This is a genomic window from Streptomyces sp. bgisy159 (genome assembly GCF_965341775.1).
Classification (GTDB): Bacteria; Actinomycetota; Actinomycetes; order Streptomycetales; family Streptomycetaceae; genus Streptomyces.
In genome coordinates this window covers 150,240-176,277 of the sequence record NZ_CBDQZH010000013.1, presented here as the reverse complement: position 1 = coordinate 176,277, position 26,038 = coordinate 150,240, and the positions used below count along the sequence as shown (strand labels likewise).

General features: G+C 74.1%; 26 protein-coding genes. 11 read left to right on the top strand and 15 right to left on the bottom strand.

The features are described 5' to 3' along the window. Positions 1-200: 200 nt before the first annotated feature. The 3 genes from ACSLTV_RS15885 to ACSLTV_RS15875 form a co-directional block, all read right to left on the bottom strand. Positions 201-1,217, bottom strand: a complete 1,017-nt coding sequence (locus tag ACSLTV_RS15885; protein ID WP_432136388.1) for an SDR family oxidoreductase — start codon at positions 1,215-1,217, stop codon at positions 201-203. A gap of 296 nt (positions 1,218-1,513) precedes the next feature. Continuing rightward, positions 1,514-2,185, bottom strand: a complete 672-nt coding sequence (locus ACSLTV_RS15880; protein WP_432136389.1) for an HAD family hydrolase — start codon at positions 2,183-2,185, stop codon at positions 1,514-1,516. 57 nt (positions 2,186-2,242) lie between these two features. Next, complete coding sequence (locus ACSLTV_RS15875; RefSeq protein WP_435612351.1) at positions 2,243-3,283, bottom strand: PHP domain-containing protein; 1,041 nt, start codon at positions 3,281-3,283, stop codon at positions 2,243-2,245. A gap of 113 nt (positions 3,284-3,396) precedes the next feature. Here ACSLTV_RS15875 and ACSLTV_RS15870 point away from each other — a divergent pair, with 113 nt between their 5' ends. Then, on the top strand, positions 3,397-3,648 hold the full coding sequence (locus tag ACSLTV_RS15870) for a hypothetical protein (RefSeq protein WP_432136391.1): 252 nt from the start codon (positions 3,397-3,399) through the stop codon (positions 3,646-3,648). A 46-nt stretch (positions 3,649-3,694) separates the two neighbouring features. Here ACSLTV_RS15870 and ACSLTV_RS15865 read toward each other — a convergent pair whose 3' ends face one another. The 5 genes from ACSLTV_RS15865 to ACSLTV_RS15845 form a co-directional block, all read right to left on the bottom strand. Continuing rightward, positions 3,695-4,279: a VanZ family protein gene (locus ACSLTV_RS15865; protein ID WP_432155251.1), complete on the bottom strand. Its 585-nt coding sequence runs from the start codon at positions 4,277-4,279 to the stop codon at positions 3,695-3,697. 100 nt (positions 4,280-4,379) lie between these two features. After that, on the bottom strand, positions 4,380-5,042 hold the full coding sequence (locus ACSLTV_RS15860; protein WP_432155250.1) for a DUF4230 domain-containing protein: 663 nt from the start codon (positions 5,040-5,042) through the stop codon (positions 4,380-4,382). Between the two features lie 263 nt (positions 5,043-5,305). Next, positions 5,306-5,686 carry an anti-sigma factor antagonist gene (locus tag ACSLTV_RS15855; RefSeq protein ID WP_432136394.1) on the bottom strand — a complete coding sequence of 127 codons (381 nt, stop codon included), beginning with the start codon at positions 5,684-5,686 and terminating at the stop codon, positions 5,306-5,308. 161 nt (positions 5,687-5,847) lie between these two features. Continuing rightward, positions 5,848-6,411: a TetR/AcrR family transcriptional regulator gene (locus ACSLTV_RS15850; RefSeq protein ID WP_435612350.1), complete on the bottom strand. Its 564-nt coding sequence runs from the start codon at positions 6,409-6,411 to the stop codon at positions 5,848-5,850. After that, positions 6,408-6,770 carry a DUF1304 domain-containing protein gene (locus ACSLTV_RS15845; RefSeq protein WP_432136396.1) on the bottom strand — a complete coding sequence of 121 codons (363 nt, stop codon included), beginning with the start codon at positions 6,768-6,770 and terminating at the stop codon, positions 6,408-6,410. The genes ACSLTV_RS15850 and ACSLTV_RS15845 overlap by 4 nt, the downstream gene beginning before the upstream one ends. 202 nt (positions 6,771-6,972) lie before the next feature. Here ACSLTV_RS15845 and ACSLTV_RS15840 point away from each other — a divergent pair, with 202 nt between their 5' ends. Beyond that, the gene (locus ACSLTV_RS15840; RefSeq protein ID WP_432136397.1) at positions 6,973-7,434 is read left to right on the top strand and encodes a pyridoxamine 5'-phosphate oxidase family protein; all 462 of its coding nucleotides are present in this window, start codon (positions 6,973-6,975) and stop codon (positions 7,432-7,434) included. A gap of 153 nt (positions 7,435-7,587) precedes the next feature. Here the strand turns inward: ACSLTV_RS15840 and ACSLTV_RS15835 are convergent, their stop codons facing one another. Both ACSLTV_RS15835 and ACSLTV_RS15830 read right to left on the bottom strand, forming a co-directional pair. Then, positions 7,588-7,914 (bottom strand): DUF4235 domain-containing protein, encoded by a 327-nt coding sequence (locus ACSLTV_RS15835; RefSeq protein WP_435612349.1) that lies wholly within the window; start codon positions 7,912-7,914, stop codon positions 7,588-7,590. Between the two features lie 76 nt (positions 7,915-7,990). Then, positions 7,991-9,010 carry a glutathione S-transferase family protein gene (locus tag ACSLTV_RS15830; protein ID WP_432136399.1) on the bottom strand — a complete coding sequence of 340 codons (1,020 nt, stop codon included), beginning with the start codon at positions 9,008-9,010 and terminating at the stop codon, positions 7,991-7,993. Positions 9,011-9,214: 204 nt separating this feature from the next. Between ACSLTV_RS15830 and ACSLTV_RS15825 the strand changes: the two genes are divergently transcribed. Beyond that, a complete protein-coding gene (locus ACSLTV_RS15825; RefSeq protein ID WP_435612348.1) occupies positions 9,215-10,132 on the top strand; it encodes a cation diffusion facilitator family transporter in 918 nt (305 codons plus the stop codon). A 498-nt stretch (positions 10,133-10,630) separates the two neighbouring features. On the opposite strand, the gene ACSLTV_RS15820 is transcribed toward ACSLTV_RS15825, so the two are convergent. Beyond that, a complete protein-coding gene (locus tag ACSLTV_RS15820; protein ID WP_432136400.1) occupies positions 10,631-11,254 on the bottom strand; it encodes a LysE/ArgO family amino acid transporter in 624 nt (207 codons plus the stop codon). A 340-nt stretch (positions 11,255-11,594) separates the two neighbouring features. On the opposite strand from ACSLTV_RS15820, the gene ACSLTV_RS15815 reads away from it, so the two are divergent. Both ACSLTV_RS15815 and ACSLTV_RS15810 read left to right on the top strand, forming a co-directional pair. Further along, positions 11,595-12,794, top strand: coding sequence for a cytochrome P450 (locus tag ACSLTV_RS15815; protein WP_432155249.1), 1,200 nt, complete (start codon positions 11,595-11,597; stop codon positions 12,792-12,794). A gap of 8 nt (positions 12,795-12,802) precedes the next feature. After that, positions 12,803-13,018 carry a ferredoxin gene (locus ACSLTV_RS15810; RefSeq protein WP_432136402.1) on the top strand — a complete coding sequence of 72 codons (216 nt, stop codon included), beginning with the start codon at positions 12,803-12,805 and terminating at the stop codon, positions 13,016-13,018. Positions 13,019-13,037: 19 nt separating this feature from the next. On the opposite strand, the gene ACSLTV_RS15805 is transcribed toward ACSLTV_RS15810, so the two are convergent. Beyond that, positions 13,038-13,622 carry a TetR/AcrR family transcriptional regulator gene (locus ACSLTV_RS15805; protein WP_435612347.1) on the bottom strand — a complete coding sequence of 195 codons (585 nt, stop codon included), beginning with the start codon at positions 13,620-13,622 and terminating at the stop codon, positions 13,038-13,040. Between the two features lie 127 nt (positions 13,623-13,749). On the opposite strand from ACSLTV_RS15805, the gene ACSLTV_RS15800 reads away from it, so the two are divergent. Together ACSLTV_RS15800 and ACSLTV_RS15795 are read left to right on the top strand one after the other, a co-directional pair. Then, on the top strand, positions 13,750-14,208 hold the full coding sequence (locus ACSLTV_RS15800; RefSeq protein WP_435612346.1) for a nuclear transport factor 2 family protein: 459 nt from the start codon (positions 13,750-13,752) through the stop codon (positions 14,206-14,208). A gap of 45 nt (positions 14,209-14,253) precedes the next feature. Further along, complete coding sequence (locus ACSLTV_RS15795; RefSeq protein WP_432155246.1) at positions 14,254-14,796, top strand: flavoprotein; 543 nt, start codon at positions 14,254-14,256, stop codon at positions 14,794-14,796. Between the two features lie 436 nt (positions 14,797-15,232). Here ACSLTV_RS15795 and ACSLTV_RS15790 read toward each other — a convergent pair whose 3' ends face one another. Beyond that, positions 15,233-17,602, bottom strand: coding sequence for a SpoIIE family protein phosphatase (locus ACSLTV_RS15790; protein ID WP_432155245.1), 2,370 nt, complete (start codon positions 17,600-17,602; stop codon positions 15,233-15,235). Between the two features lie 384 nt (positions 17,603-17,986). On the opposite strand from ACSLTV_RS15790, the gene ACSLTV_RS15785 reads away from it, so the two are divergent. Then, positions 17,987-20,227: a glycoside hydrolase family 9 protein gene (locus ACSLTV_RS15785; RefSeq protein ID WP_435612345.1), complete on the top strand. Its 2,241-nt coding sequence runs from the start codon at positions 17,987-17,989 to the stop codon at positions 20,225-20,227. A 5-nt stretch (positions 20,228-20,232) separates the two neighbouring features. Here ACSLTV_RS15785 and qcrB read toward each other — a convergent pair whose 3' ends face one another. After that, on the bottom strand, positions 20,233-21,759 hold the full coding sequence (qcrB, locus tag ACSLTV_RS15780) for a cytochrome bc1 complex cytochrome b subunit (protein WP_432136408.1): 1,527 nt from the start codon (positions 21,757-21,759) through the stop codon (positions 20,233-20,235). Positions 21,760-21,934: 175 nt separating this feature from the next. On the opposite strand from qcrB, the gene ACSLTV_RS15775 reads away from it, so the two are divergent. The 3 genes from ACSLTV_RS15775 to ACSLTV_RS15765 all read left to right on the top strand — a co-directional run bounded on the left by ACSLTV_RS15775 (position 21,935) and on the right by ACSLTV_RS15765 (position 24,617). Continuing rightward, a complete protein-coding gene (locus ACSLTV_RS15775; protein ID WP_432136409.1) occupies positions 21,935-22,180 on the top strand; it encodes a hypothetical protein in 246 nt (81 codons plus the stop codon). Between the two features lie 3 nt (positions 22,181-22,183). Continuing rightward, positions 22,184-22,561 carry a toxin Doc gene (locus ACSLTV_RS15770; protein WP_432136410.1) on the top strand — a complete coding sequence of 126 codons (378 nt, stop codon included), beginning with the start codon at positions 22,184-22,186 and terminating at the stop codon, positions 22,559-22,561. A gap of 406 nt (positions 22,562-22,967) precedes the next feature. After that, a complete protein-coding gene (locus ACSLTV_RS15765) occupies positions 22,968-24,617 on the top strand; it encodes a ricin-type beta-trefoil lectin domain protein (RefSeq protein ID WP_435612344.1) in 1,650 nt (549 codons plus the stop codon). A 45-nt stretch (positions 24,618-24,662) separates the two neighbouring features. On the opposite strand, the gene ACSLTV_RS15760 is transcribed toward ACSLTV_RS15765, so the two are convergent. Beyond that, a complete protein-coding gene (locus ACSLTV_RS15760) occupies positions 24,663-25,829 on the bottom strand; it encodes a lactate 2-monooxygenase (RefSeq protein WP_432155242.1) in 1,167 nt (388 codons plus the stop codon). Positions 25,830-26,038: the final 209 nt, after the last annotated feature.

Below are 26,038 nucleotides of genomic sequence, written 5' to 3'. Positions count from 1 at the left end.
CCCCGTCCCGCATCGACTGTCGGGTACGACCACCGCCCCCGGGGCCGGCGCCCCGGGGGAGAGGGCCGCCACGAGCGCTGAAGAGACCGCGGACCGGCCTCCCTCACGAGTCGGCCGGCCCGAAGGCGTCGGCCGCCTCGGGGTGGCGGGCCGTTCCGGCCGGGCGGCGAGGAGGGCTGCGTGGCCCCCGGTGGTCGTCCTCAGCCGACCTTCCGGCCGTGGAGCGGGGCCGTCCCGGCGCCCGCTCCGGTGCGCAGCCCCTGCAGGAACTCCTCCAGCACCTCCGTCGCCGTGCGCTGCGGGCGCCAGCCGAGGTCGACGCGGGCGCGGGTGCAGTCCATCAGGGGCAGCCGGAGCACCGCGTCGAAGAGGTGCGGGGACGCCGGCAGCAGCCGCAGGCCCCAGGCCGCGGCGACGGCGGACCGCGCCGCCGTGCGCGGCATCCGCACCGGGCGCGCGTCGAACATCTCACTCAGCAGTTCCGCATCGAGCGGCGGGTCGGCCGCCAGGTTGAAGGCCCCGCGCACCTCGGCGTGCACGGCCAGCCGGTACGCCTCCGCGGCGTCGTCGGTGTGCAGCGCCTGTACCCGCAGCCCCGGGACGTCCGGCAGGAAGGGCAGCAGGTCCGGCCGCGCCAGCTGGCCCGGCAGGAAGCGCCCGCCGAAGATGCGCCGCTGCTCGCTCGCCGACTCCCGTTTGAACAGGAACGCCGGCCGCATCCGCACCACCCGCATCTCGGGGTGCTCACGCTCGAACCCGTCCAGCGCCCGCTCCAGATACGCCTTCTCCCGGCAGTACGCGGCGTCCGGCCACCCGTGTGTCGGCCAGGACTCGTCCACGGCGCGGTCCTTCGGCCCAGGTGAGTACGCCCCGACCGACGAGGCGTGCACCAGCACGGGCACCCGGGCCGCGGCCACCGCCTCCAGCACCCGCATGGTCCCCAGCACGTTGGTGCGCCAGGTCACCGCCGGATCGTGCGTCGGCTGGAACGCCCACGCCAGATGCACCACCGCGTCGGCGCCCGCCAGATGCGGCGCCAGGTCGGCGTCCTCGGAAGCCAGGTCCACCGCGGCCCACTCCGTCTTCGCCGGCGACCACCGCGGCATCCGCCGCGCCAGCCCCACCACCGACTCCACCTCGGGGTCTTCCGACAGCCGCCGGACCACACTGGTCCCTACGTTGCCGGTGGCACCCGTGACGACCACCCTGCTGCTCACCCTCGTCTCCTCCCGCCGTACGGAACGGAAGCGGACGAGTACCCGGCCCCGCAGGCCGTACCCCGGACAGCGGAAAGCCCCGGCCGTGACGGGGGAATCACGGCCGGGGCGGCCGGTGGTGGGCACGGACGGCGGTCGCCTCCCGGCGAAGGGCTCCACGGGGCTTCAGCCGAACGATCGTCCCCGTGGGCGGATGATGAGGCCCGGGGACACTGTCCCGTCCGCACCCACGGTTCGTTCAACGGGAAACCACCTGGTGGTGTTCCCCCGTGCCTGTCCATGCGGCGTGAGCCGGGTCACCCGCCGCCCACGGACCCGAACGGGCTCTCCTCCAGGCGCTCCAGAAGCCCGGCCGGATCGTCGTACACCGCCTCCGCGCCCGCCTCCGCCAGGTCCGCACGCGGAAGGCCCCCGCACAGCAGCCCCACGCACCGCACCCCCGCCCGCCGCCCCGCCCGCATGTCCCACACCGTGTCCCCGACGAACACCGCACGCTCGGCCGGCGCCCCGGCCAGCTCCAGCGCGTGCCGTACCGGCTCCGGAGCCGGCTTGCCCGCCTCGACGTCCTCGGCGCTCGCCGTGGCCGCGATCGCGTCGTCCGCGTCGATGGCACGCCGCAGCGCCGCCAGCTCCGGGCCGCTCGCCGAGGTCGCGAGCACCACCGTCCAGCCGTCGCCGTGCAGCCTCCTCAGCAGTGCCCCGGCGTCCGCGAAGGCGGGCAGCCGGTCGAAGTACTGGCCGTACAGGGCCTTGTGCGCGGCGCTCAGCTCGGAGTCCCGGTCCGGGTCGCGGCCGTCACCGAGCAGATGCGCGATCAGGTCGGTGGAGCCGAGCCCGACGGCCCGGTGCACGGCGTGCATGGGCACCCGGTGGCCGGCCTGGCGCAGAGCCTCCCACCAGGTGACGACATGCAGGTGATTGGTGTCGACAAGCGTTCCGTCGACGTCGAACACGGCGGCACGGTCCATGGGCGATCCTCCCTCGGGTTGCTGAACCCTTCCCTGTTCCGCCCCAGGGGTACCACCTCAGCCGCCGGTCACCCGCCGGGGCAGCCGCCCCTCACGCGTCCAGGCCAGCAACTCCGTCGCCGACCAGGCCGTCACCACACGTTCGTCGGGTACCCCGCACTCCTCGGCGCGGGCGCACCCGAGGACCTGCCAGTCCAGCTGACCGGGCGCGTGCGCGTCGGTGTCGACGGCGAACAGGACCCCCGCGGCCACGGCCCGGCGCAGCAGTCGGCGCGGCGGGTCCAGCCGCTCGGGGCGGCTGTTGATCTCCACCGCCGTCCCCGACTCGGCGCACGCTTCGAACACCGCGTCCGCGTCGAACTCCGACTCCGGACGCCCGCGCCCGGTCACCAGCCGTCCCGTGCAGTGACCGAGCACATCGGCGTGCGGATCGCGGACGGCGGTCACCATCCGCCGGGTCATGGAGCGGGCGTCCATGCGCAGCTTGGAGTGGACCGACACCACGACCAGGTCCAGGCGCTCCAGCAGCTCCGGCTCCTGGTCGAGGGAGCCGTCCTCCAGGATGTCGCACTCGATGCCGGTCAGCAGCCGGAACGGCGCCCAGCCCTCGTTCAGCTCCGCCACCACCTCGAGCTGACGGCGCAGCCGCTCCGGGGAGAGCCCGCGGGCCACGGTGAGCCTGGGGGAGTGGTCGGTCAGCACCGCCCACTCGTGCCCGAGTGCGGCTGCCGCCCGGCCCATCTCCTCGATCGGGCTGCCCCCGTCCGACCAGTCGGAGTGCACATGGCAGTCCCCGCGCAGCAGCGCCCGCAGCCTGCTCCCCGCCCGCGTCCCCCGCCCCGCCTCGGCCTCGTCCTCCAGCTTGCTCAGATAGGCCGGCACCCCACCGGCCAGTGCCTCGCGCACCACCTCGGCGGTCTTCGGGCCCACGCCGCGCAGCGACTCCAGCGTCCCCGCCGCCGCCCGCTCGGCGATCTCGCCCTCGGGCAGCTCCTCCAGCACCCGGGCCGCCGTGCGGAACGCGCGGACGCGGTACGTCGGCGCCAGCGACCGCTCCAGCAGGAAGGCGATCCGCTCCAGGGCCTCCACGGGTTCCATGACCACCTCCTGGCCCTCAGGGTTCCCCAGCCGCCGCACGCCCGCACGGTGGACGGGACCGCACTGAGGACGAACCCGTCCTTACTTTGACAATCCGCTCTACTCTCTATGACATGACCGAAATCGCGAGCCCCTATATCTCCCAACCGCGGATCGTGGTGCTCGGGGTGCAGCCGGGCCGACCGCCGTTCCGCATCGTGGAAATCGATGGTGAGGTGGTCGGCGAGGCGAGGGACGTCACGGACGTCCTCGAGGCCGCCGCCGCGTTCGGCATCACGGTCCACGACCTCGACGACCCGGCGGTGGTGCGCTGGGTCGGCGGCGACCGCTACACCTGGACGCCGCGTAGCTGGATGCGCATCTGAGCGAGGCGGAGCGGGCCGGCCCGGGCCGTGCCGGCCGGCCCCCGCGTCATCCGCGTGCGTGCACCGCTCGGCCCAGCCGCCGGCCGAGCAGCAGATAGCCGATGAGCGCCCCCGTGGTATTGAGGATGACGTCGTCGATGTCGAAGGCGCGTCCGGTCACCAGCGCGCCCTGCGCCAGCTCCACCAGCAGCATCACGATCACCGTGAGCAGCAGTACCCGTGTGACACCGCGGGTGCCCGGCGCGACGACCGGTACCAGCACGCCGAAGGGCAGTCCCAGCAGGATGTTGCCGCCGATCTGCCGCACGGCGTCGCGCAGCTCGGGCTGGTCCAGATAGGCGCGCAGCGATCGGCCCGGCCGCAGGTTGGAGTGGATCAGTTCGGCGGATGCGGGCGAAGGTTCCAGGGTGATCCGGGCCAGCGCGGCGGCGAACGCCACCATGCACACGAAGGCGCACGCCATGGCGGCCAGCCGCGCCAGGGTGCGCAGCGGCCGTCGGCGGCCCTTCGGCGGGGGTGCGGAGGCCGGCCGGGCCTGGGTGGTCTTCGGCCGGGCTTCGGTGGCCGTCGGCCGGTCTTCGGCCGGGCGCCGGCGCAGGGTGAGCCGCGGACGTAAGGCGGAGCGGTCCATGCTGTCCTCCAGGCGTCGACTTCCTATGTGGGGTGCCCGGGTGTGCGGTGCACGCCCGGGCGGGGGCGGTGGGCCGGACCGGCCGGTGCGGGCCGCGGGGTCACGCGGTGTAGGCGACCCGCACGTCCTCGAAGCCGAGCGAGTGCAGCAGGCCGCGCAGCATGCCGGTGGTGTTCGACTCGGCGCGCGCCGTCAGTCCGCTGTCCTCGGCGGCCTCGGCGATGTGCCGTACCGCGAGCCGCTGCACGGCCTGCTCGCTGTTGGGGTTGCCCGAGAAGAGGTCGCCGAGCCGGTCGAGGAGACCGCGCTGCTTGGACACGGCGTAGGAGTGGTCGAGGTCGAGGGCCGGCTTGTCCAGCCGGGCATGGGGCAGCCGCACGGTGGCCGACGTGCGGTCCTCGTCGACCGTCACGTCGCGTTCCCCGAGCGCTCCGAGGTCGACATAGGCGTTCACGGTGCCCGCCCCGACGTAGAGGGTGCGGGTGCCGCGAATGGCGTCGGGCAGGAATCTGGCGTCCTTCTCCAGGTCCACCACGACCTGGAAGTTGCCGGACGCGGCCTGATAGCGGCTCATGTCCTGGATGGATTCCAGCAGGGCCGGTCCGGACCGGTCGTGGGTCTCGGTGCCGAACAGGTCCCGCAGCCCCGGCAGCACGGCCAGCCGGAGGCCGGCGAAGAGCACCGCGAGGACCACCACGACGGTGGTGAGTGCCTTGGCCCAGCCGGGCATGCGTCGGGGGAGCTGTTTCACGGAAGTCGTCATGGGCACGGGCCTCCTTCCTGCTCTCCGGATTCCCCGTCAAGTCCCTTGCAAGACTGATCGGTTGTGACGCGGTCACGGACGGGTCCGCCGAACGGACCCCACCGGTACGAGGCGTGCCGGAGGGGTGGGAGTGGCCGTCCGGGGCGGAGAGCGCCGGAGGGGGCTGGGTGGCCGGTCCGGGACGGGAAGTGCGGGAGAGGGGGCGGGAGTCACCGGTCCGGGACGGGAAGCGCCGGGGGTGGCCGGGCGGGCGCGGGGGTGGATCAGGACGGGGCGGAGGCCGCCTCCGGGCCGTCCAGGGCTGCCGCCAGGCTCGCCGCGGGCGGCAGCAGCCGGGACAGGCCGGTGGCGCGCAGGATGCGCAGGGCGAGCGGGTGGGTGCAGACCAGCCGAAGCTCCCCGCCCCGGTCGAGGATGCGGGCGCGGGCCCGGTAGAGCAGTCGCAGCCCGGAGCAGTCGAAGAACTCGACGGGCGTGAGGTCGATCACCAGCCGCGGCGCCGGGCCCCGGGTCGCGGCATCGAGATGCGGGACGATCTCCACCGCCGCGGCGATGTCGATCTCGCCGTGCAGCTCCAGCACCGTGAACCCCCGCTCCTCGCGGAGACACACGTGCGCGGAGCCCACGGCGGATTCCTGGTGCACGACGCCATCGCCTCCCACCCGCTCCAACTGCGCTCCCGCTCCAGCAAGTTACCCTCGATCGACTGCATTGGAGCATGTTCGATTGACATATGTCCTCGAATTCCGACCGAGTTTCTTCGTGTCGTGAGCGAAGTCTCTCGGATGTGGGTGCGGGCGGGCGGTCAGCGGCTGCCGTGCAGGGCGACCAGCAACTGCCAGACCTGATCGGCGATCTCGGCGGGACCCCCCTCCAGCAGGCCGTGCAGCCAGTCCGCCAGTACGCCGGCGAAAGTGGCGGCGACCGCGGAGGCGACCAGGGGGGCGTCCGCCGCGCCCGCCCGGGTGCGCTCGCGCAGGCTGTACGCCCGCAGGTCGCGGTGGAGCACCAGGCCGAGCGGGCCCCCGCCGCCCGGGGCGAGCAGCGCGCGGTAGAGGCCGGTGTGCGGGGCGAGCGAGGCGAAGAACTCCGCCAGCGCCGCGGGCGCGTGCACCGGGTCCGGCCGCCCCTGCCAGGTGTGCAGGGCTTTTACCGCCTCCCGTACGACGTCCGCGCAGGCGTCGACGGCGAGCGCCTCCAGGTCGGCGTAGTGCACGTAGAACGTGGCCCGCCCGACGCCCGCCCGGCGCACCAGCGCGGCGACGCTGACCTCGTCCAGGGGCCGCTCGGCGCACTCGCCGAGCAGCGCGGCGCGCAGTCGTGAGCGGGTGCGGACCGCCCGCGGGTCCTCGGGCGCGGTGCCGGTCACCGGGCGAGCAGCACGGCGGCCAGGGCGAGGCCGCCGGGCAGGGCCTGGGCGGCCAGGATGCGGACGTTGGCCGTGACCGCGCCGTACACGCCGGCGACGATCACGCAGGACAGGAAGAACACCTGGGCGCGGAACCCGGTCGGATCGGCGGCGACCAGACCCCAGATCAGGCCCGCCGCCAGGAAGCCGTTGTACAGCCCCTGGTTGGCGGCCATCGCGGCGGTCGCGCGGGCCATCTCCCGGTCGAAGCCGTGGAAGGACATCCCCGGCTTCTTCTGCCACAGGAACATCTCCAGCACCAGGATGTACGCGTGAAGCGCGGCCACCAGTCCGACCAGCACGTTCGCCACTGTTTCCATCGAGACTCCCCTCGTTTACTTCCTGGACAGTTGTCCAGCAGTGCGGCTCACTATAGCTGGACAGGTGTCCAGGAAGTGGCGTGATGCTGCTCACTCGCCAGCGTCGGCGCCCCGTCGCAGGTGGGGGCGGGCTGGAACCGCCATCCGGGCGACAAGGCGGAAACACGCGTATGCGGGGCCGGTCGGCGGCCACACTGGGGGCATGAGCGAAGAACCCGCACGCACCGCCGAGCAGCGCCGACACGACACCTTGCGGCGGCTGGAACAGGACGTCGACGCCTGGGTCGCCACCGCCGGAGACAACGGCGGCGCACACCTCGTCCCGCTGTCCTTCGTCTGGGACGGCGCCACGCTGCTGATCGCCACGCCGGCCGCCGGCGTCACCGGCCGCAACCTGCGGCGCACCCGGCGGGCCCGCCTCGGCATCGGCCCGACCCGGGACGTGGTCATGGTCGAGGTCACCGCCGACGCGGTCGAGCCGCGGGACCTGCCCGAGGAGGACGCCGAGGTCTTCGCCGCCAAGACGGGCTTCGACCCCCGCGAACTGTCCACCCCCTACCTCTACTTCCGCCTCCACCCCCACCGCGTCCAGGCCTGGCGGGAGGCCAACGAGATCGACGGCCGCGAGCTGATGCGCGACGGAAAGTGGCTCCCCACCGACTGACCGCCGGGCAGCGCGCCGGGCCTGGAAGGTCCCGCGGACCCGCCCCGGCCGACTACGCGCCCCCGTGCGACCGCCCCGCGGGGCCCCGGCCGCCCGTCCCCCGGCAAGGCAAGGAACGGCCGGGCGGGACCCCGGCGGGCCCGTGGCCGGGAGTCAGGCGCGGCCCGACTTGGTGTCCCCGCGGCCCTTCGCGTCCTTCGGCTCCTTGGCGGGCCAGACGCCCGTGGACCGCTCGATCGCCTTGGCGCCGGCGCGGTCCGCGGCGCCGCGGACCACCGAGAAGATCGCGCCCTGGATCGCCGCCGCCAGCAGCACCTCCCCCCAGCTCCGCTCCCGGTCCAGCGGGTCGGGGGCGTCGTCCTCGTGCCGCAGGGCCTGCCACGTCCTGCGGAACGCGTAGGCCGCCAAGGCCCCGCCCGCCCAGCCGAACGCGAGTCCGATGGGCTGGTAGACGAGGGAGAGTTTCCGCTTCTTCGCCACGTGGGCCTCCTAGTGTGTTCCTGCGATCATCGGCCAGGCTCGCACCTGATGCCGCCCGACGCCGCCCGACGCCCCGTCAGGGCCGCCCGGACGCCGGAACCTCCTCCTCGGCCCGGACCGGCCCCGGCGGCGTCCCGTCACCGAACGGACGCCCGCCCAGCTGCTCCCGGTGATGCGGTGTCAGCCAGCCGGACAGGTCCGGTCCGAGCGGCACGACACGGGTCGGGTTGATGCCGGTGTGCACCCGGTAGTAGTGCCGCTTGATGTGGTCGAAGTCGACGGTGTCACCGAAGCCCGGCGTCTGGAAGAGATCACGGGCGTAGCTCCACAGCACCGGGTCCTCCGTCAGCTTCCAGCGGTTGCACTTGAAGTGGCCGTGGTAGACGGCGTCGAAGCGGACCAGCGTGGTGAACAGCCGGATGTCCGCCTCGGTGATCGTGTCACCGACCAGGTACCGCTGCCCGGCCAGTCGCCCGGAGACCGCCTCCAGCCGCCGGAAGACCGCGGCGCACGCCTCCTCGTACTCCTCCTGCCCCGGGGCGAACCCGGCCCGGTACACCCCGTTGTTGACGTCCTCGTAGACCTGGGCCATCACTGCGTCGATCTCGTCGCGCAGCCGCTCGGGGTAGAGGTCCGGTGCCCCCGGCCGGTGCCACGCGGTCCACTCGGTGGCCAGGTCCAGGGTGAGCCGCTGGTAGTCGTTGGTGACGAGCCGCCCCGTGGGCACGTCCACCACCGCGGGCACACTCACCCCGCCGGGGTGACCCGGCTCCCGCCTCTCGTACGCCTCGCTGAGGAAACGGATCCCGAGGACGGGATCCCGGCCACCGGGATCCAGGGTGAAGCGCCAGCTGCGGTCGTCCTGCACGGGGTCGGTGACGGCCATCGGGAGGGCGTCCTCCAGGCCCAGCAGCCGCCGCGAGACCACCGCCCGGCTCGCCCAGGGACAGGCACGGCTGACCACCAGCCGGTACCGGCCGCTCTCCACCGGCCAGCCGTCCCGGCCGTCCGCCGTGATCCGGTCCGTGAAGTGACTGCGCGACCGCCGGAACTGCTTGTGTCCGTACTGCGCGTTGCCGTCGCCGCCGGCGCTCATGGGTCCTCCCGGTTCCGTCCGGTCCGCCTCGTGTCTGTTCCGCGTTCCCCGATTCGTGCGTTCCCCGATTTGTGCCCACCGCACGGAATGGACCCGCCGGGCGGGGGCAGTCGGCGTGAGGTGAGTGAGACAGCTTTGAATGAGCCGGACAGCAACCCCGGGACCGGCAGCGGGCACGGGGCCGATCGTCGTACGCGGATCACCGTGCTCGTGGCTCTGGGGGCCAATCTGCTGATCGCCGTGGCGAAGGCGGTCGGCGGCCTGATGGCGGGCTCACCCGCCCTGCTGTCGGAAGCCGCGCACTCCGTGGCCGACAGCCTCAACGAAGTCTTCCTCCTGGCCGCGCTGCGCCGCAGCCGGCGCCCCGCCGACCGGCGCCACCCCTTCGGATACGGCAAGGAACGCTTCTTCTGGTCCCTGCTCGCCGCCGTGGGGATCTTCGTCATGGGCGGTTGCTTCTCCTTCTTCCAGGGCGCGGAGGCCCTGCACGGCGGCGCCGACGAGGACTTCCGGGGCTATGTCGCGGGCCTGATCGTGCTCGGTCTGGCCTTCCTGGCCGAGGGCACCTCCCTGGTCCGCGCCTTGCACCAGGTCCACCTGCAGGGCGGCGCGGCCGCCGGGATGCGCGACCCGGCGCTGCGCACCGTGGTCGCCGAGGACGGCACGGCGGTTCTCGGCGTCACGCTGGCCGCCGGGGGCATGGCCCTGCACATGGCCACCGGGAACCCGGTGTGGGAGGCGGCGGCCTCCCTCTCGATCGGTGCGCTGCTCGTCTTCGTCGCCTACCGCCTCGGCCGTGAGGCCCGCGACCAGCTGATCGGGGAGGCCGCCGACTCCGAGGCCGGCGACCGCATCCGGGCACTGCTCGCGGCCCAGCCGGAGATCGACAGCGTCGAGGCCCTCTACACCATGAAGACCGGGCTGGACTCCGCCCTGGTGGCCGCCCGGGTCGACCTGGCGCCCGGCCTGGACAGCGAACGCGTCGAGGTGGTCGCCGACCGCATCAAGCGGTCGATCGCCCTCACCGTGCCCGAGGCCGGGGAAATCTTCCTCGACATCACCGACAGCGCCACGGGGCGACAGGAGAGCCCCGCCGCGACGGGGGAACGCGGCGGGGCCTGACCTCCGGGTCCCCCGAGACACCGCGTTCATGCCTGCCGCTGCACCCACCACGTGGTCCATCACGGGACCGCCGCGTGTCCCGGGCCCGCCCGCGGCGTCCGGGGCCGCGCCGTTCGGGCGGGTCGGGGGAGCCACGCCGGCGGCGCCGATCCGGGCACTGCGCGGCAGGGTCGTCGTGCGGGCTCCCCGGCCCCCCGGGGCCGTGTCGTGGTCGCGGAGACGGGCGGGGCGCCGGTCGGGCCGCTCCGGAGATCGCGTCAGCCGTGCGGACAGCGGGGGGGGGGCGCGCCGGGCGCGCGTGTCGCCCCACGACCGGCCGCGGCGCCACGGAAGCTCTCCGGCCCGCGGGGCCGGGGCGGTGCTCCGGCCCCGCGCGCGCTCGGGCCGTGTTCCTGCAGGGCCCCCGGCGGCGGGCCACGGGCGGCGCACCGGCCGCGTACGTCGGGCGCCGCTGCCGTCGCCGCCCGCCCTCCCCGTCATCAGCCCTGACGCCCCGGGTCACACCACCATCTCCACCGCCAGCCCCGCGATGACCGCACCGGACAGCAGGGCGGTCACCAGACGGCCCCGGTGCCCGGTCAGGGTGCGTCCCAGCAGGGCGCCGCCGCCGGCGACCAGCAGCTGCCAGCTGGCCGAGGCGGTGAAGGCGGCGAGGACGAAGACCCCCTCCTCCAGGGCGCCGGCGGTGCCGGCCGTCCCGCTGCCGACGACGAGGGCGGCGAAGTAGATCACGGTGACGGGGTTCAGCAGGGTGATGCCGAGCAGCGCCAGGTAGGCGCGGGCCGCGGTGGGCGGTGGCGGCTCCGGCCGAACGGCGAGGCGGTGCGCCCGGTAGCCCCGTACCGCCGCGACCGCACCCCGTACGGCCAGCGCCAGCAGCACCGCCGCCGAGACCCAGCGCAGTGGTGTCAGCACCGGCCGCAGCGCGTCGGCCAGTGCGCCCCCGCCGACGGTGGCCGCGAGCGCGTAGATCCCGTCGGCGGTGGCGATGCCGAGCGCGGCGCACACCCCGATGCGCAGCGACGTCCGGGCGGTGAGAGAGACCAGGTAGGTGGCGACGGCGCCGACGGGCACCGCGATGCCGTAGCCCGCGATCAGCCCCGCGAGGAGCGCGCCCGTCATCGGGGCGCGGGCTCGGGCCTCCGGGACGGGCGGGACCGCTGCTGTCGGCGCGCCGGACGGACGGCGGCGGACAGCGGCAGGGCGTCGAAGAAGGTCATGGCCGGATCCTGGAGCCGGACCCGTCCCGAGGGCAACCGAATTCGGCCGTGGTCCGGGCTGCGGTGGCGAACGGGCACGGCAGCGGACAGCGGGCCGTGCAGGGGCCCGCACGCTCCCGGCACACCGGGTTCCGGCCAGAGTGCCCCTTTCGTCGATGTGGCCGAACTCCGCGTCGCCCTATAAGTGCCTGGGGCATCTAATGATGATCGGCACCTGCTTCCGACCGCTTGCGAGGCCCCCCATGACGGAACTCCCGGCCCCGGTCGCCTACCCCCAGGACCGCACCTGCCCCTACCACCCGCCCGCCGCCTACGACCCGCTGCGCGCCGACCGGCCGCTGAGCCGCGTCACGCTCTACGACGGCCGCACCGCCTGGCTGGTCACCGGTCACGCCCTCGCCCGGACCCTGCTCGCCGATCCCCGGTTGTCCTCCGACCGCACCCGCCCCGGCTACCCGGCGACCGCGGCCCGCGTCGCCGCGCTGCGTGACCGCAGCGTCGCCCTGGTGGGGGTCGACGAGCCCCGGCACCGTGCCCAGCGAAGGATGCTCGTCTCCAGCTTCACCCTCAAGCGCGCCGCCGAACTGCGGCCCGCCATCCGGCGCGTCGTCGACGGACGGATCGACGCGCTGGTCGCCCAGGGCCCGCCCGCCGACCTGGTCGGCGCCTTCGCGCTGCCGGTGCCCTCGATGGTGATCTGCGCCCTGCTCGGCGTCCCGTACGCCGACCACGAGTTCTTCGAGGAGCGGTCCCGGCGCCTGCTGCGCGGCCGGGACCCGGCCGACGTCCGGGCCGCCCGTGCCGAACTGGACGACTACCTCGGAGCGCTGATCGACCGCAAGAGCCGGGAACCGCAGGGTTCGGGCGTGCTCGACGCCCTGGTGCACCAGCAGTTGCGCGACGGGGAGCTGGACCGGGAGGAGGCGGCGGCCCTGGCCCTGGTGCTGCTGGTCGCGGGCCACGAAACGACCGCGAACATGATCTCCCTCGGCGTGCTCGCCCTGCTCCAGCATCCGGACCGCCTTGCGGAACTGCGCGCCGATCCGGCGCTGCTGCCCGCCGCCGTCGAGGAGCTGATGCGGGTGCTGTCCATCGCGGACGGCCTGCTGCGGCTGGCCACTGAGGACATCGAGGCGGGCGGGGTGACCATCCGGGCCGGCGAGGGGGTGGTCTTCGCGACCTCCGTCATCAACCGCGACGAGAGCGCCTTCCCCGAGCCCGACCGCCTCGACTGGCACCGGCCGGCCCGCCATCACCTCGCCTTCGGCTTCGGTGTCCACCAGTGCCTCGGCCAGAACCTCGCCCGGGCCGAGCTGGAGATCGCCCTGCGCTCCCTGTTCGAGCGGCTGCCCGGCCTGCGGCTGGCGGTCCCCGCCGAGGAGATCCCGCACAAGCCCGGCGACACCATCCAGGGGATGCTGGAACTCCCCGTGACCTGGTGAGAGGTCTCATGCGGATCGACATCGACACGGATCTCTGTATCGGCGCCGGACAGTGCGCCCTGTCCGCCCCGGGGGTCTTCACCCAGGACGACGACGGCTTCGGCACGCTCCTGCCCGGCCGGGAGGACGGCATCGACCCCGCGGACGGCAGGGGCCCGATGGACCCCACGGTCCGGGAGGCCGCTCGCGCCTGCCCCGTCCGGGCGATCACCGTCACGGAGTGACCCCGGATCCGGCCGGCCGTCAACCCGCTCGCGCGGTGCCGGCGTCTGACGCGGCCGGGGCCCGCAGCAGCAGCCGCGCGGCCGCGCGGGCCTCGCCGGCGGGTTCGACGGAGCCGGTGATGCCCGCCGTGACCATGGCGCCCTCGGCGAGCAGGAACAACTGCCCGGCGAGGGCGTCGGGCAGCCCGGCGTCGGCCACCAGGGTCCCGAGCCAGTCGCGGAACGCCCGCTTGTGGGCCCTCACCTGCTCGGCCACCGGCTCCGAGACGGCGCCCAGTTCACCGTGGGAGTTGATCCAGGCGCAGCCGCGGAAGTCCTCCGCTCCGAACCACCGCTCCAGCCAGTCGAAGACGGCCAGGATCCGCCGCTGCGGCTCGGGGTGCCGCTCCACGTGGCGCGCGAGTTCCGCCCGCCAGCGCACGTCGCGCCGCTCCAGATACGCCACCACCAATCGCTCCTTCGCCGGGAAGAGCTGGTAGAGCCGCTTGAGCGAGACCCCTGACGCGCCCCGGACGTCGTCCATGCCGACCGACTGGACGCCCCGTCCGTAGAACAGCTTCTCGGCGGCGTCCAGCGCCCGCTCACGGGCTGTGGCGCTGTCCATGCGGGACCCTCCTTGACCTGAGAACGCACGTTCTCCTACGGTAGCAGGGCAGGTTGAGAACGGCCGTTCTCCCTTGCGTCCGCCCAGCCCGGCCGCCCGGCCCAGCCCGTCGCACGGAGGTTCACCCATGACCGACCGCCCGCCCCTGCCCCCGTTCTCCCGGGAGACCGCCGCGCGGAAGGTGCAGGCCGCCGAGGACGCCTGGAACACCCGGGACCCGCACCAGGTCGCGCTCGCCTACTCGCCGGACTCGGTGTGGCGCAACCGCGACACCTTCCTCACCGGCCGCGCCGAGATCACCGCCTTCCTCACCGCCAAGTGGGCGCGCGAGCGGGAGTACGCGCTGCGCAAGGACCTGTGGGCCTTCGACGGCAACCGCATCGCCGTCCGCTTCCAGTACGAGTGCCGCGACGCCGGCGGCCGGTGGTGGCGCTCGTACGGCAACGAACTGTGGGAGTTCGACGAGCGGGGGCTGATGACCCGGCGCGAGGCGAGCATCGACGACGTGCCGATCGAGGAGGCGGACCGCCGCATCTTCGGCCCGCGCCCCGAGGCCGAGCGCGGACAGAGCTTCCCGCTGCGCTAGGGCCACCCTGGAACTCCGGGCGGAATCGTCAGTAGGGTCGTCCCCGTGATCGAACAGGACGCGAAGCCCTGCCTCTACGTCGTCGTCTGCGCCGCGGGTGCGGCCGCGGGCGTCGGCGAGCTGATCGGCGCCGCCCAGGAGCGGAACTGGGAGGTCGGCGTCATCGCGACCCCGCTCGCCGTGAGCGGCGGGTTCTTCGACGTGGCCGAGGCCGAGGCCCGCACCGGGCGCCCCGTCCGCTCGGCGTGGCGCCGCCCCGGTGACCCGCGCCCCTTCCCCGCCCCCGACGCCGTGGTCGTCGCCCCCGCCACCTTCAACACCCTCAACAAATGGGCCGCCGGCCTGGCCGACACGCTCGCCGTCGGCACCCTGTGCGAGGCGTCCGGACTGGGTGTTCCGATCGCCGTCCTGCCCTGTGTGGCCGGGGCGCTGGCCGCCCACCCCGCCTACCGGGAGTCCCTGACCCGGCTGAGCGCGATGGGCGTACGCTTCGGCGCGCCCTACGACGGAGAGGCGGGGGAGGACGGCCGGCCCCGCGGCTTCGGCTGGTCCCGGGCGTTCGACCTGCTGCCGGACACGGTCGGCTGAAGCGGTCCGCACGCTGCCGAGGGGGACCGGCAGTGGCACCGTCCTCGGTGGGGAGTGGTAACGGCCGCACGGTGGCGAGGCGGCCGCGGCACCCGCAGGCCCGGCACCCGCAGGCCCGGCGTCGGCACGGCGCGCGCGGGGCGGGCGGCGGTCGCGGGGGAGCACCGGAGGGTCAGGGTCGAGCGCGCGGTCGCGCCGCGGTGTACGTTCCCGGGGCCCTTCCGCCCACCGGTCCCGGCCGGGAGCGGCGAGGGCGCCCCGGGTGTCCAGGAGCGGTCCGCCGGGTCGGCCGGCCCTCGCGCTCCAGCTGGGCGACCGCCGGCCGGGTCCGGTCGGCGGCCGGTGAGTCGCCGCCACCGTGCGGCCGCGCGGAGGGCGGGCACCTCGCCGTCGTCCTCTCGCCCACGGCGTCCGCCCCCGGGCCGCGACGCCCCGCTCACTCCTCTTCCAGCAACCCCAGCTCGGCCCAGATGGTCTTGCCCTCGGTGGTGTGTCTGCTGCCCCACCGCCGGGTCAGCTGGGCGACCAGCAGGAGACCCCGGCCACCCTCGTCCCAGGTCTTGGCCCGGCGCAGGTGCGGCGCGGTGTGGCTGGTGTCGGAAACCTCGCAGATCAGCGTCGCGGTGTCGTGGATGAGCCGCAGCCGCACCGGGTGGGCACCGTAGCGGATGGCATTGGTGACCAGCTCGCTCACCACCAGCTCGGTGGTGAAGCCGGCCTCGCTCAGCCTCCACTCGTCCAGCTGGGCCACCACCTGCTTGCGGATCGGCGCGACCAGCGCCGGGTCCGCCGGGATGTCCCACGTCGCCACCTGCGAGGCGGGCAGCCCCCGGGTGCGCGCCAGCAGCAGCGCCACGTCGTCGGCGACGCCGCCCGGTGGCAGCACGGTGTGCAGGACCCGGTCGCAGGTCTCGTCCAGCGACTCGGAGTACGCCGCCAGCGCCCCGCACAGCATCCGGTGTCCGGGGCCGGTGTCCGGATCGCGCGCCCCGGTCAGCCCGTCCGTGTAGAAGGCGAGCACACTGCCCTCGGTCAGCCGTAGCTCCGCCGACTCGAAGGGCAGCCCGCCGACCCCGAGCGGCGGTCCGGCGGGCAGTTCCACCGGGTGCGGCGTCCCGCCGGGCGGCAGCAGAACCGGAGCCGGATGCCCGGCCCGGGCCAGTGTGCAGCGGCGCGACACCGGGTCGTACACCGCGTACAGGCAGGTCGCGCCGAGCTCGCCGGGGCTGCCCTCCCCGCCGGACTCCTGCGACAGCCGGACCACCAGGTCGTCGAGGTGGGTGAGCAGTTCGTCGGGCGCGAGGTCGATGTCGGCGAGGGTGCGCACGGCGGTGCGCAGCCGGCCCATCGTCGCCGACGCCTGGATGCCGTGCCCGACGACGTCGCCCACGACCAGTGCGACCCGCATCCCGGACAGCGGGATCACGTCGAACCAGTCGCCGCCCACCCCGGCGCGGGCGGCCGGCAGGTAACGGAAGGCGGCGTCGACGGCGGCGGTGCGCGGCAGGCTGCGCGGGAGCAGGCTGCGCTGCAGGGCGAGGGCGGTCTCGCGCTCGCGGGAGAACCGGCGCGCGTTGTCGACGCAGATCGCGGCCCGAGCGGTGATCTCCTCGGCGAGCAGCACGTCGTCTGAGGTGAACGGGTCGGGGCGGTCGAACCGGGTGAGGACCGCGACACCGAGGGTCACCCCGCGCGCCCGGACCGGCACGGACATCGTGCTGTGGATGCCGAACTCGCGCACCCGCGCCCGGCGCAGCGGGTCCTGGGCCAGCCAGGGGTCCAGGCCGCCGCCAGCCACCGCTCCGACGATGGTCCGGTCGGCCAGCAGAGAGTCGGCCTGCGGCGATCCGGCCGGGTACGCCTGCACGTCGCCGGGCTCGGCCACGGCCTGGGGGTTGCCCGGCGTCACCGACCGGTGCGCGACCCGGCGCAGGCGGACCGGGGCGGTCAGCCTGGCCGGGGGCTCGCCCTCCCGGGAATCCAGGAGATCGACGCTGACGAAGTCGGCGAGCGCGGGGACGCAGACGTCGGCCAGTTCCTGCGCGGTGCGGACCACGTCGAGGGTGGTGCCGATGCGCACACTCGCCTCGTTGACCAGCCGCAGCCGTTCGCGGGCCCGGTAGTGGTCGGTGAAGTCGTGGACGGCCAGGGTCACGCCCCGCATCCGGCCTCCGGAGTCGGTGACCGGGGCCATCCGGGCCAGCCAGGCGTGCGCGTGCTCCTCGCCGCCGGCCCGCAGGTACATCTGCACCTCGTCGGGGCGGCCGGTGGCCAGCACCCGCCGCAGCCGCGCCTCCAGCTCCTCGCTCTGCGGCTTGCCGCCGATCTCGGACAGCCGCAGCCCCCGGACCCGCTCCTCCGGCAGCCCGATGACCTCGGCCATCGCGTCATTGAGCCGGTACAGCCGCAGCCACTCGTCGTACACGGCGGTCGCGCACGGCGACTGGATCAGGCCCGCCTCGGCGAGAGGGTCGTCGGGGGAGGGCGGCAGGTCCGCGCGCAGCGGCGTGACCAGGAGCCACTGCCCCGGCCCGTCGTCCGGCGGCGGGCGACGGTGGGCGAGCAGCCACACCGCGACCGTTCCGCCCCGCCGGTGGCGCAGGGTGAGAGTGCCGTCCCAGCGGGGCCCGGCGGGCACCGGCATGGCGCCGTCGGCCAGCAGGAGGCCTGCGGGACGGCCGACGACCTCGGCCGCGTCCCAGCCCAGCAGCGCCCGGGCGCCCGAACTCCACTCGACGAGGATGCCGGCGTCGTCGACGACAGCGCGTGCCGTCGCGGCATCGTCGAACGGATAGACCGGGCTCATCCTCGCCACTCCATCGCGGACACTCACAGTGAGCAGGCACGTCACGTCGGGCTCCAGCCTAGTGCGTCATGCCCGCGGGTGGACGTCGACCCCCACCGCCGGGAGCGCCGGAAGCGCCGCGCCCGTGCCGGCCGGCGGACTGCCCGCTGAGGCCCTCGCTGACCGGCGTCGGACCCCGGCCACCCCCACCGGGCGGCGGGAATCAGCAGGTTCACGGCATAGCGGGATCCTCCGGTCCGGTCGGCGGCAAGTGCCGTCCGGACCGTTGACGGCATGTCATACCTCCCACAAACATGGCCTGCGTCCGTCCACTGGGAGCGCTCCCAATTCATGGGAGCGCTCCCAGAGGCTCAGCGCACCCGCACCTCCCCGAGGAGCCCAGACGTGCAACGACGCAGAACCAGCCTGCTCACCCTCACCGCCCTGCTGGGCGCCGCGCTCACCGCGCTGCCCGCCCAGCAGGCCGGTGCCGACGAGGTGGAACAGGTCCGCAACGGCACCTTCGACACCACCACCGACCCCTGGTGGACCAGCAACGTCACCGCCGGCCTCGCCGACGGCCGGCTGTGCGCCGACGTGCCGGGCGGCACGGCCAACCGCTGGGACTCCGCCATCGGCCAGAACGACATCACCCTGGTCAAGGGCGAGACCTACCGCTTCTCCTTCAGCGCCTCCGGACTGCCCGACGGCCACGTCGTACGCGCGATCGTCGGCCTCGCCGTCACGCCCTACGACACCTGGCAGGAGGCGGCCCCGGTCGTGACCGAGAGCGGGGACACCTACAGCTACACCTTCACCTCGCCCGTCGACACCACCCAGGGCCAGGTCGCCTTCCAGGTCGGCGGCAGCGCGGACTCCTGGCGGTTCTGCGTGGACGACGTCTCGCTGCTCGGCGGGGTGCCCCCGGAGGTGTACGAACCCGACACCGGGCCGCGCGTCCGCGTCAACCAGGTCGGCTACCTGCCCGCGGGCCCCAAGAACGCCACCCTCGTCACCGACGCCACCACCCGTCTGCGCTGGAAGCTGAAGAACGCCCGGGGCTGGACCGTCGCCCACGGCTGGACCGTGCCGCGCGGCACGGACGCCTCCTCCGGGCAGAACGTCCACTCCATCGACTTCGGCTCCTACCGGGGCCGCGGCACCGGCTTCACCCTGGTCGCCGACGGCGAGACCAGCCACCCCTTCGACCTCGGCACCGCCGCCTACGAACGGCTGCGCCTGGACGCCGCGAAGTACTACTACACCCAGCGCAGCGGCATCCCGGTCCGCGACGACCTGCGCCCCGGCTACGGCCGTGCCGCCGGCCACGTCGGCGTCGCCCCCAACCAGGGCGACTCCGACGTGCCCTGCCAGCCGGGCGTCTGCGACTACCGGCTCGACGTCACCGGCGGCTGGTACGACGCCGGCGACCACGGCAAGTACGTGGTCAACGGCGGCATCTCCGCCTGGGAACTGCTCAGCACCTACGAGCGCGCCCGGTACGCCCGCACCGGGCGGCAGGACAAGCTCGGCGACGGCACCCTCGCCATCCCGGAGAGCGGCAACCACGTGCCGGACCTCCTCGACGAGGCGCGCTGGGAGCTGGAGTTCCTGATGAAGATGCAGGTGCCGGACGGGCAGCCGCTGGCCGGCATGGCCCACCACAAGATCCACGACGAGCAGTGGACCGGACTGCCCCTGATGCCCGCCGACGACCCGCAGAAGCGCGAGCTGCACCCGCCGACCACCGCCGCCACCCTCAACCTGGCGGCCACCGCCGCCCAGGCGGCCCGGCTGTACTGCTCGTACGACAGGGAGTTCGCGGCCGAGGCGCTCACCGCGGCGCGCAAGGCATGGACGGCCGCGCTCGCCCACCCGGACGTCTACGCCGACCCGGACGACGGCACCGGCGGCGGCGCCTACCCCGACGACAACGTCGCCGACGAGTTCTACTGGGCCGCGGCCGAGCTGTACCTGACCACCGGCGAGAAGCAGTTCCAGGACCACATCCTGAACTCCCCGGTGCACACCGCCGACATCTTCGGCCCGGTGAGCTACGACTGGGGCAACACCGCCGCCGCCGGCCGGCTCGACCTGGCGCTGGTGCCCAACCGGCTGCCCGGGCGGGACAAGGTGCGCCGGTCGGTCGTCCAGGGCGCGAACCGCTACCTGGCCACGCTGCGGGCCCACCCGTACGGCATGCCGTACGCCCCCGCCGACAACCTCTACGACTGGGGATCCAACCATCAGGTCCTGCACAACGCGGTCGTCCTCGCCACCGCCTACGACCTGACGGGGGCCCGCAAGTACCGGGACGGCGCGGTGCAGAGCATGGACTACATCCTCGGCCGCAACGCCCTCAACACGTCCTACGTCACCGGCTACGGCGAGGTGAACTCGCACAACCAGCACGCCCGCTGGTACGCCCACCAGCTCGACCCGAGCCAGCCCAACCCGCCGGCCGGCACCCTTGCCGGGGGGCCCAACTCCAGCATCCAGGACCCGCTGGCGCAGAGTAAGCTCCAGGGCTGCGTCGGCCAGTTCTGCTACATCGACGACATCCAGTCCTGGTCGACGAACGAGCACACCATCAACTGGAACTCCGCCCTGACCCGCATGGCGTCCTTCGTGGCCGACCAGGCGTAGGCGCGCTACCGCTCACCCTCCACCGGTTCGGCCGGGCTCCCGTGCGCCACCGGCGGGCCCGGCCGTTCACGGGCGGTCAGGGTGTGGCGGCGGGCCGCGTCCAGGGGCTCGTGCAGCTCCACGTACTCGCCGTGCGGCAGCCGGACGATCACACCGGTCGCCCGGCCGTGCTCGACCAGTTCCCTGTCGCGCAGGCGCAGGCCGAGGCACACGCGGCGCGTGACGACGAAGACCAGGGCCGGGACGACGAACACGCCGATGCGGATCGCCCAGGTGACCGCGTTGACCGACAGGTGCAGACGGGTCGCCGCGATGTCGTTGCCGCCGCCCGCGAGGAGCACCAGGTAGAGGCTGATCCATGCCGCACCGATCGCCGTGCGGCCGGGCCGGTCGCGGGGGCGGTCCAGGAGGTGGTGCTCGTGCCGGTCGCCGGTGACCCGGGCCTCCAGGAACGGGTAGACGCCGAGGAAGACCAGCAGCAGCGGGAAGACCACGATCGGGACCAGTACCCCGAGGGCCAGGGTGTGGCCGCCCAGCGTGATCTCCCACCCCGGCATGATGCGCAGCAGCCCCTCGGCGAAGCCCAGGTACCAGTCCGGCTGCGCGCCGGTGGACACCTGGTCGGGCCGGTAGGGGCCGTAGGCCCAGACCGGGTTGATCGTCGCCACCGTCGCCACGAGGGTGAGGACCCCGAAGGCGAGGAAGAAGAAGCCGCCCGCCTTCGCCAGGTACACCGGCATGAACGGGGCGCCCACCACGTTGCGTTCGGTGCGTCCGGGACCGGCGAACTGGGTGTGCTTGTGGTACACGACCAGCAAGACGTGCACCACCACCAGGGCCGCCATGATTCCCGGCACCACCAGGACGTGCAGCGAGTAGAGCCGGCCGACGACGTCGTGGCCGGGGAACTCCCCGCCGAACAGGAACATCGACAGATACGTCCCGACGACCGGGACCGACAGCAGCGCCCCGTCGAGGAAGCGCAGCCCGGTGCCCGACAGCAGGTCGTCCGGCAGTGAGTAGCCGAACAGGCCCTCGAACAGCCCGAGGAACAGCAGCGCCCAGCCGAACAGCCAGTTCACCTCCCGGGGCCTGCGGAACGACCCCGTGAAGAAGTGCCGCATCATGTGGGTGAGCATCCCGGCCACGAAGACCAGGGCCGCCCAGTGGTGCAGCTGCCGCATCAGCAGACCGCCGCGCACCTCGAAGCTGATGTCGAGCGTCGACGCGTACGCCTCCGACATCCGGACGCCGTTGAGCGGCGCGTACCCGCCGTGGTACGTCACCTCGTTCATCGACGGGTGGAAGAAGAACGTCAGACAGACACCGGTCAGGACCAGCACGGCGAAGCTGTACAGGCATATCTCGCCGAGCAGGAACGACCAGTGGTCCGGGAACACCTTGCGCAGGTACCTGCGGCCCAGGGTGTGGATGCCGAGGCGTCCGTCGAACCAGTCGGCGACCCGCTCACCTCGTCCCCCCTCCCCGCCCGCGGATCTGCCGGTCACTTCCGGAACAGCGGTTTCGGACATGCGTGGACCTCCCCGGTGGCGCGCTCACCCCTGGGACACGGCAGCGGGCGGGAATGTGACAGGGGACGGCCAGGTGTGACGCGGGTCTCAGCGCCCCCCGTCGGCCGGTACCAGCGAGTCGCACACCTGACCTGGGGATATTTACGCCGCAGTACCCGAGCGGTACCGTGAGGTCATGCCAGCTCTCAACGTGGAGTTCAGCGATCGCGAGCTAGAGGACCTCCGCCAGATCGCCAAGGAGCGCGGTACGTCGATGAAGGCGCTCGTCCGCGAGGCGGCCGCCGCCGACATAGCCCGCCACCGCGCGTTGCAGGAGGGCGCGGAGGCCTTCCGGCAGTTCTTCGCCGGGCACGCCGACGAGTTCGCGGCCGCGTTCCCCGACGACGAAACGCCCGTCCGGGGCGAGGGGCGGGTCGCCTGACCGATGACACCCGTCATCCATATCGACGTGCCCTGGCTGCTGCAGCGCCATGAAGAGGTGCTCCCCGACCAGCCCACGATCAACGACTTCTCCGCGCTGGTCGCCGCCGTCGCCCGGCACCGGGTCGACCCGCCCCGCCTGGGCGTGGACTCGGACCCGGCCTGGCGGGCCGCCGCGCTGCTGCACACCCTCGCCGTGCTCAAGCCGCTGCCGTCGGCGAACGCGCGCTTCGCCTGCGCCACCGCCCTCGCCTACATGTACGTCAGCGGCGTCGGCATCGATCCGCCCTACGGCGCGCTGGTGGACCTCGCCCGGGATCTGATGTCCGGCAAGTCCGATGTGTACGGCGCCGCCGACCGCCTGCGCTCCTGGCAGATCTGAGCCCCGGGGCCGACTGCGCACGCCGCACTCCCGCGCCGCCGGCCCGGGGCGGGGGGAACAGGGCCGGCGGCCGTTTCGCGCGGAAGAGCCGCCGTTCCGCGCGGGGCCTCGGAGGAAAGGCCGGCCTCCAGTCCACTCCCCGGTCCGGCGGGCCGGGAGCGTGCGCGGGACTGCGGTGCGTGCGCTCGGTTCACACGGGGTGCGCGCCGGAGCGCCAGGGGGAGCGAACAAGTGCGCGAGGGGTCCGACTTGGCCCGCCCTGTCGACTTTCTTTCAATAAGGCCGATCTCGATCGAGTGCCTTGTTGCGCACGACTCCGCTGTGCAAGGGTGAACCACTCGCGCGGGGGTGACGGCAGGGCCTCCCCACCGTGCCGAACCAGGTTCGTACCAAAGGAATCCGCTCAGTGCCCACCCCCCACCCGCCCCGTCCGTCGTACCCGCCGCCGCCCGGCACCGCCGAGGCCGAGTCCGACGAGTCGCTCGCCCTCGGCGTGCGCGGCGGCCCCGACCACCAGGTCGCCCAGTCCACCGCCCTGCTCATCGCACGGCACTGGAAGCCGGTCCACGACTACGCGGTGATCTGCCTGGACTCCGCCGCGAGCGTCTCGGCCATGGTCACCGGCGCCGCCTTCCACCAGGTCCTCGACCGGCTCAAGCTGGGCGAGCCCGGCACCGCGCTGCGCCCCCGGCTGCTGGTGACCGTACGCGACACCGCCCTGCTGTGGGCCGGCACCGAACGCCTCACCGGCGTCCTGCCCGCGCTGCGCAAGCCGTCCGGTGCGCGCGCCCTGCGTGCCGTCGGTGCGCCGACACCGGACCACCGGACGCTGACCGCACAGTCCTTCGAGGGCCTGCCCGCCGTGGAGCGCTCGGTGCTGTGGCACGTCGAGGTCGAGGCCGAGCCGGTGGCCGTCGCCGCCGTGCTGCTCGGCATACCCGCCGACACCGCGGCCGCCGCGCTCGACGGAGCCCGGGAGAAGCTGCGCGACGGCATCGTCCGCGCCCACCGGGAACTCGCGCCGAGCAAGGACTGCCGCTTCCACAACCGCCTCCTCGACGTCCCCCTGCGACGCGGCCGCGAACTGCTCCCCGATGTGCGCCGGCACCTCGACGACTGCCGCTACTGCCGGGCCGCGGCAGAACAACTCAGCCATTTCGAGCGGGAGTTGGGGCTACTGCTCGCCGAGTCGGTGCTCGGCTTGGGCGCCCAGCGCTATCTGGAGACCCGCCCCGGCCGCCTCCGCCAGCAGCCGGCGCTGCTGCGCGGCTCCGCCCGGCACCGCGGCGGCCGCCCGCGCGGCACCCGACGGCGGCTGCGGGACCGTGTCCCCGCCTCCGTACGACGCGTGCAGGGCGCCAAGAACTCGCCGCGGGCGCTGCTCACCGGCGTCGGACTCGCCTCGGCCGGTCTGCTGGCCACCCTGCTCGCGGCCGGCATGTGGTCCGACGGCGGGGGCGCCGACCCGGCCGCCTCCACCAGTGCCACCGGCGGGGGCGCCCTCCCCGGCACCGGCGCCCAGGCCCCCGCCACCGGCGCCCCGACCACCCCCGGCACCGGGGGAGCGACCGGTGTGCCCAAACCGGCCAGACTGCGCAACACCGCCTCCGGACTGTGCCTCGCCACCGGCGGCGCGCCGCAGCAGGGCTCCGGCGTCGAACTGGCGGTCTGCTCCGCCGACCGGGCCCAGCAGTGGACGTACGAGAACGACGGCCAGCTGCGCAGCGTCGCCGCGCCCGAGCTGTGTCTGGACTCGCACGCCGACGCCGGGGTGGTGATCCTCGGCGCGTGTGCCGAGCCGGACTCCGCCCGGGGTGACGACGTCCGCTACGACCTCACCGTGCAGGGCGAGTTGCTGCCCCGTTGGGACGAGGCCCTCGCGCTCGCCCCCGTCGGCGGGGAGGCCGGCGCCGATCTCGTGGCCAAGGTCCGCGACGGCTCGTCCGGGCAGCGCTGGCGGACCGACCCGGTGGCCGCCGGCGCCGGATCGCTGTCGATCAGGGGTACCGCGGGGGCGTCGGCGCGGCAGGTGGACCTGACCGACCGCACCGCCTGACCGACCGCACCGCCTGACGTCGGCGCCCGGCCCCGGACCGGTCGGTCACCCGGCATCGACCAGGTCGTCCGCACCGACGGTGCCCGGCCGGGCGTGGCCCGACAGGGCCAGCGTGAGGTCGAACTCGGCGAGCAGGCAGCGGATCACGTGCTCGACGCCGGGCTGCCCGTCCAGGGCCAGGCCGTACGCGTACGGCCGGCCCAGCAGGACCGCCCGGGCGCCGAGGGCGAGCGCCTTGAAGACGTCGTCCCCGGAGCGCACCCCGCTGTCGAACAACACGGTCAGCCGGTCGCCGACCGCCCGGGCCACACCCGGCAGCGCGTCGGCGGCGGCGACCGAGCCGGCCACCTGCCGGCCGCCGTGGTTGGAGACCACCACGCCGTCCATCCCGGCGTCCGCCGCCAGCCGGGCGTCGTCCGGGTGCAGGATCCCCTTCAGCACGATCGGCCCGTCCCAGTTCTCCCGCAGGAACGCCAGATCCGGCCAGGTCTTCCCCGGGTCCGCGAACAGGTTGACGAAATGCAGCACGGCCGCGTTGAGGTCCTCGTGCACCGGCTTGGCCAGGCCCGCCCGGAACGCCGGGTCGGTGAAGTGGTTGGCGGTGCCCACGCCGTGCAGGAACGGCAGGTACGCCTGGTCCAGGTCGCGCGGCCGCCAGGCCAGCAGCGGGGTGTCCAGCGTGACGACCAGCACCGAGAACCCGCTGGCCCTCGCCCGGCCGAGGAAGCTGCGGGTGACCTCGCGGTCCTTGGACCAGTACAGCTGGAACCAGCGCTCGGCGTCCCCCATCGCCTCGGCGACCTGCTCCATCGGTGTGCTGGACGCCGAGGACAACACGAACGGCACGCCCTGCGCGGCGGCGGCCCGGGCGGCGGCCGGCTCCGCCTCCGGATGCATGATCGACAGCACGCCGATCGGGGCGAGCGCCAGCGGCGCGGGCAGTGTGCGGCCCAGCACCTCCACCGAGAGATCCCGCTCGCGCACGTCGCGCAGCATGCGCGGCACGATCCTGCGCCGCTCCAGGGCCGCCAGGTTCGCCCGCGCGGTGCTCCCGTCGCCGGCGCTGCCCGCCACATAGCCGACCGGACCCGGTCCGAGCCGCTGCTCGGTGAGTTCTTCGAGACGGCCCAGTTCGGTGGGCAGCCGGGGCACCGCACCCGTCATGCCGTTGAGGTAGATCTCGTACTGGAAGTCCGCCCAGTGCCTGGCCATGGGGCCGTCCCGCCTCTCGTCGTCGAGCATGCGCCGCGCCCGACCATACCGGCGGGTATGCGGGACCGGGGCGCCAGATCCCGACGGGAGTCGTGCTGCCCGGTGTCCGGGGGCTACCGGCTCCGTGCGCCCGCTCGTGACCGGTCCCCGCCGCCGCGCCCCGAGGGGCCGGTCCGGCCGACGGCCTCCGGCAGGGATGCCGGAGCGGT

What these genes read in the sequence shown, in the direction of transcription:
- ACSLTV_RS15880 (WP_432136389.1), bottom strand. Translation starts at nt 2,185, where the DNA reads ATGGACCGTGCCGCCGTGTTCGACGTCGACGGAACGCTTGTCGACACC.
- ACSLTV_RS15875 (WP_435612351.1), bottom strand. Translation starts at nt 3,283, where the DNA reads ATGGAACCCGTGGAGGCCCTGGAGCGGATCGCCTTCCTGCTGGAGCGG.
- ACSLTV_RS15870 (WP_432136391.1), top strand. Translation starts at nt 3,397, where the DNA reads ATGACCGAAATCGCGAGCCCCTATATCTCCCAACCGCGGATCGTGGTG.
- ACSLTV_RS15865 (WP_432155251.1), bottom strand. Translation starts at nt 4,279, where the DNA reads ATGGACCGCTCCGCCTTACGTCCGCGGCTCACCCTGCGCCGGCGCCCG.
- ACSLTV_RS15860 (WP_432155250.1), bottom strand. Translation starts at nt 5,042, where the DNA reads ATGACGACTTCCGTGAAACAGCTCCCCCGACGCATGCCCGGCTGGGCC.
- ACSLTV_RS15845 (WP_432136396.1), bottom strand. Translation starts at nt 6,770, where the DNA reads ATGGAAACAGTGGCGAACGTGCTGGTCGGACTGGTGGCCGCGCTTCAC.
- ACSLTV_RS15840 (WP_432136397.1), top strand. Translation starts at nt 6,973, where the DNA reads ATGAGCGAAGAACCCGCACGCACCGCCGAGCAGCGCCGACACGACACC.
- ACSLTV_RS15830 (WP_432136399.1), bottom strand. Translation starts at nt 9,010, where the DNA reads ATGAGCGCCGGCGGCGACGGCAACGCGCAGTACGGACACAAGCAGTTC.
- ACSLTV_RS15820 (WP_432136400.1), bottom strand. Translation starts at nt 11,254, where the DNA reads ATGACGGGCGCGCTCCTCGCGGGGCTGATCGCGGGCTACGGCATCGCG.
- ACSLTV_RS15815 (WP_432155249.1), top strand. Translation starts at nt 11,595, where the DNA reads ATGACGGAACTCCCGGCCCCGGTCGCCTACCCCCAGGACCGCACCTGC.
- ACSLTV_RS15810 (WP_432136402.1), top strand. Translation starts at nt 12,803, where the DNA reads ATGCGGATCGACATCGACACGGATCTCTGTATCGGCGCCGGACAGTGC.
- ACSLTV_RS15805 (WP_435612347.1), bottom strand. Translation starts at nt 13,622, where the DNA reads ATGGACAGCGCCACAGCCCGTGAGCGGGCGCTGGACGCCGCCGAGAAG.
- ACSLTV_RS15800 (WP_435612346.1), top strand. Translation starts at nt 13,750, where the DNA reads ATGACCGACCGCCCGCCCCTGCCCCCGTTCTCCCGGGAGACCGCCGCG.
- ACSLTV_RS15790 (WP_432155245.1), bottom strand. Translation starts at nt 17,602, where the DNA reads ATGAGCCCGGTCTATCCGTTCGACGATGCCGCGACGGCACGCGCTGTC.
- qcrB (WP_432136408.1), bottom strand. Translation starts at nt 21,759, where the DNA reads ATGTCCGAAACCGCTGTTCCGGAAGTGACCGGCAGATCCGCGGGCGGG.
- ACSLTV_RS15775 (WP_432136409.1), top strand. Translation starts at nt 21,935, where the DNA reads ATGCCAGCTCTCAACGTGGAGTTCAGCGATCGCGAGCTAGAGGACCTC.
- ACSLTV_RS15770 (WP_432136410.1), top strand. Translation starts at nt 22,184, where the DNA reads ATGACACCCGTCATCCATATCGACGTGCCCTGGCTGCTGCAGCGCCAT.
- ACSLTV_RS15760 (WP_432155242.1), bottom strand. Translation starts at nt 25,829, where the DNA reads ATGGCCAGGCACTGGGCGGACTTCCAGTACGAGATCTACCTCAACGGC.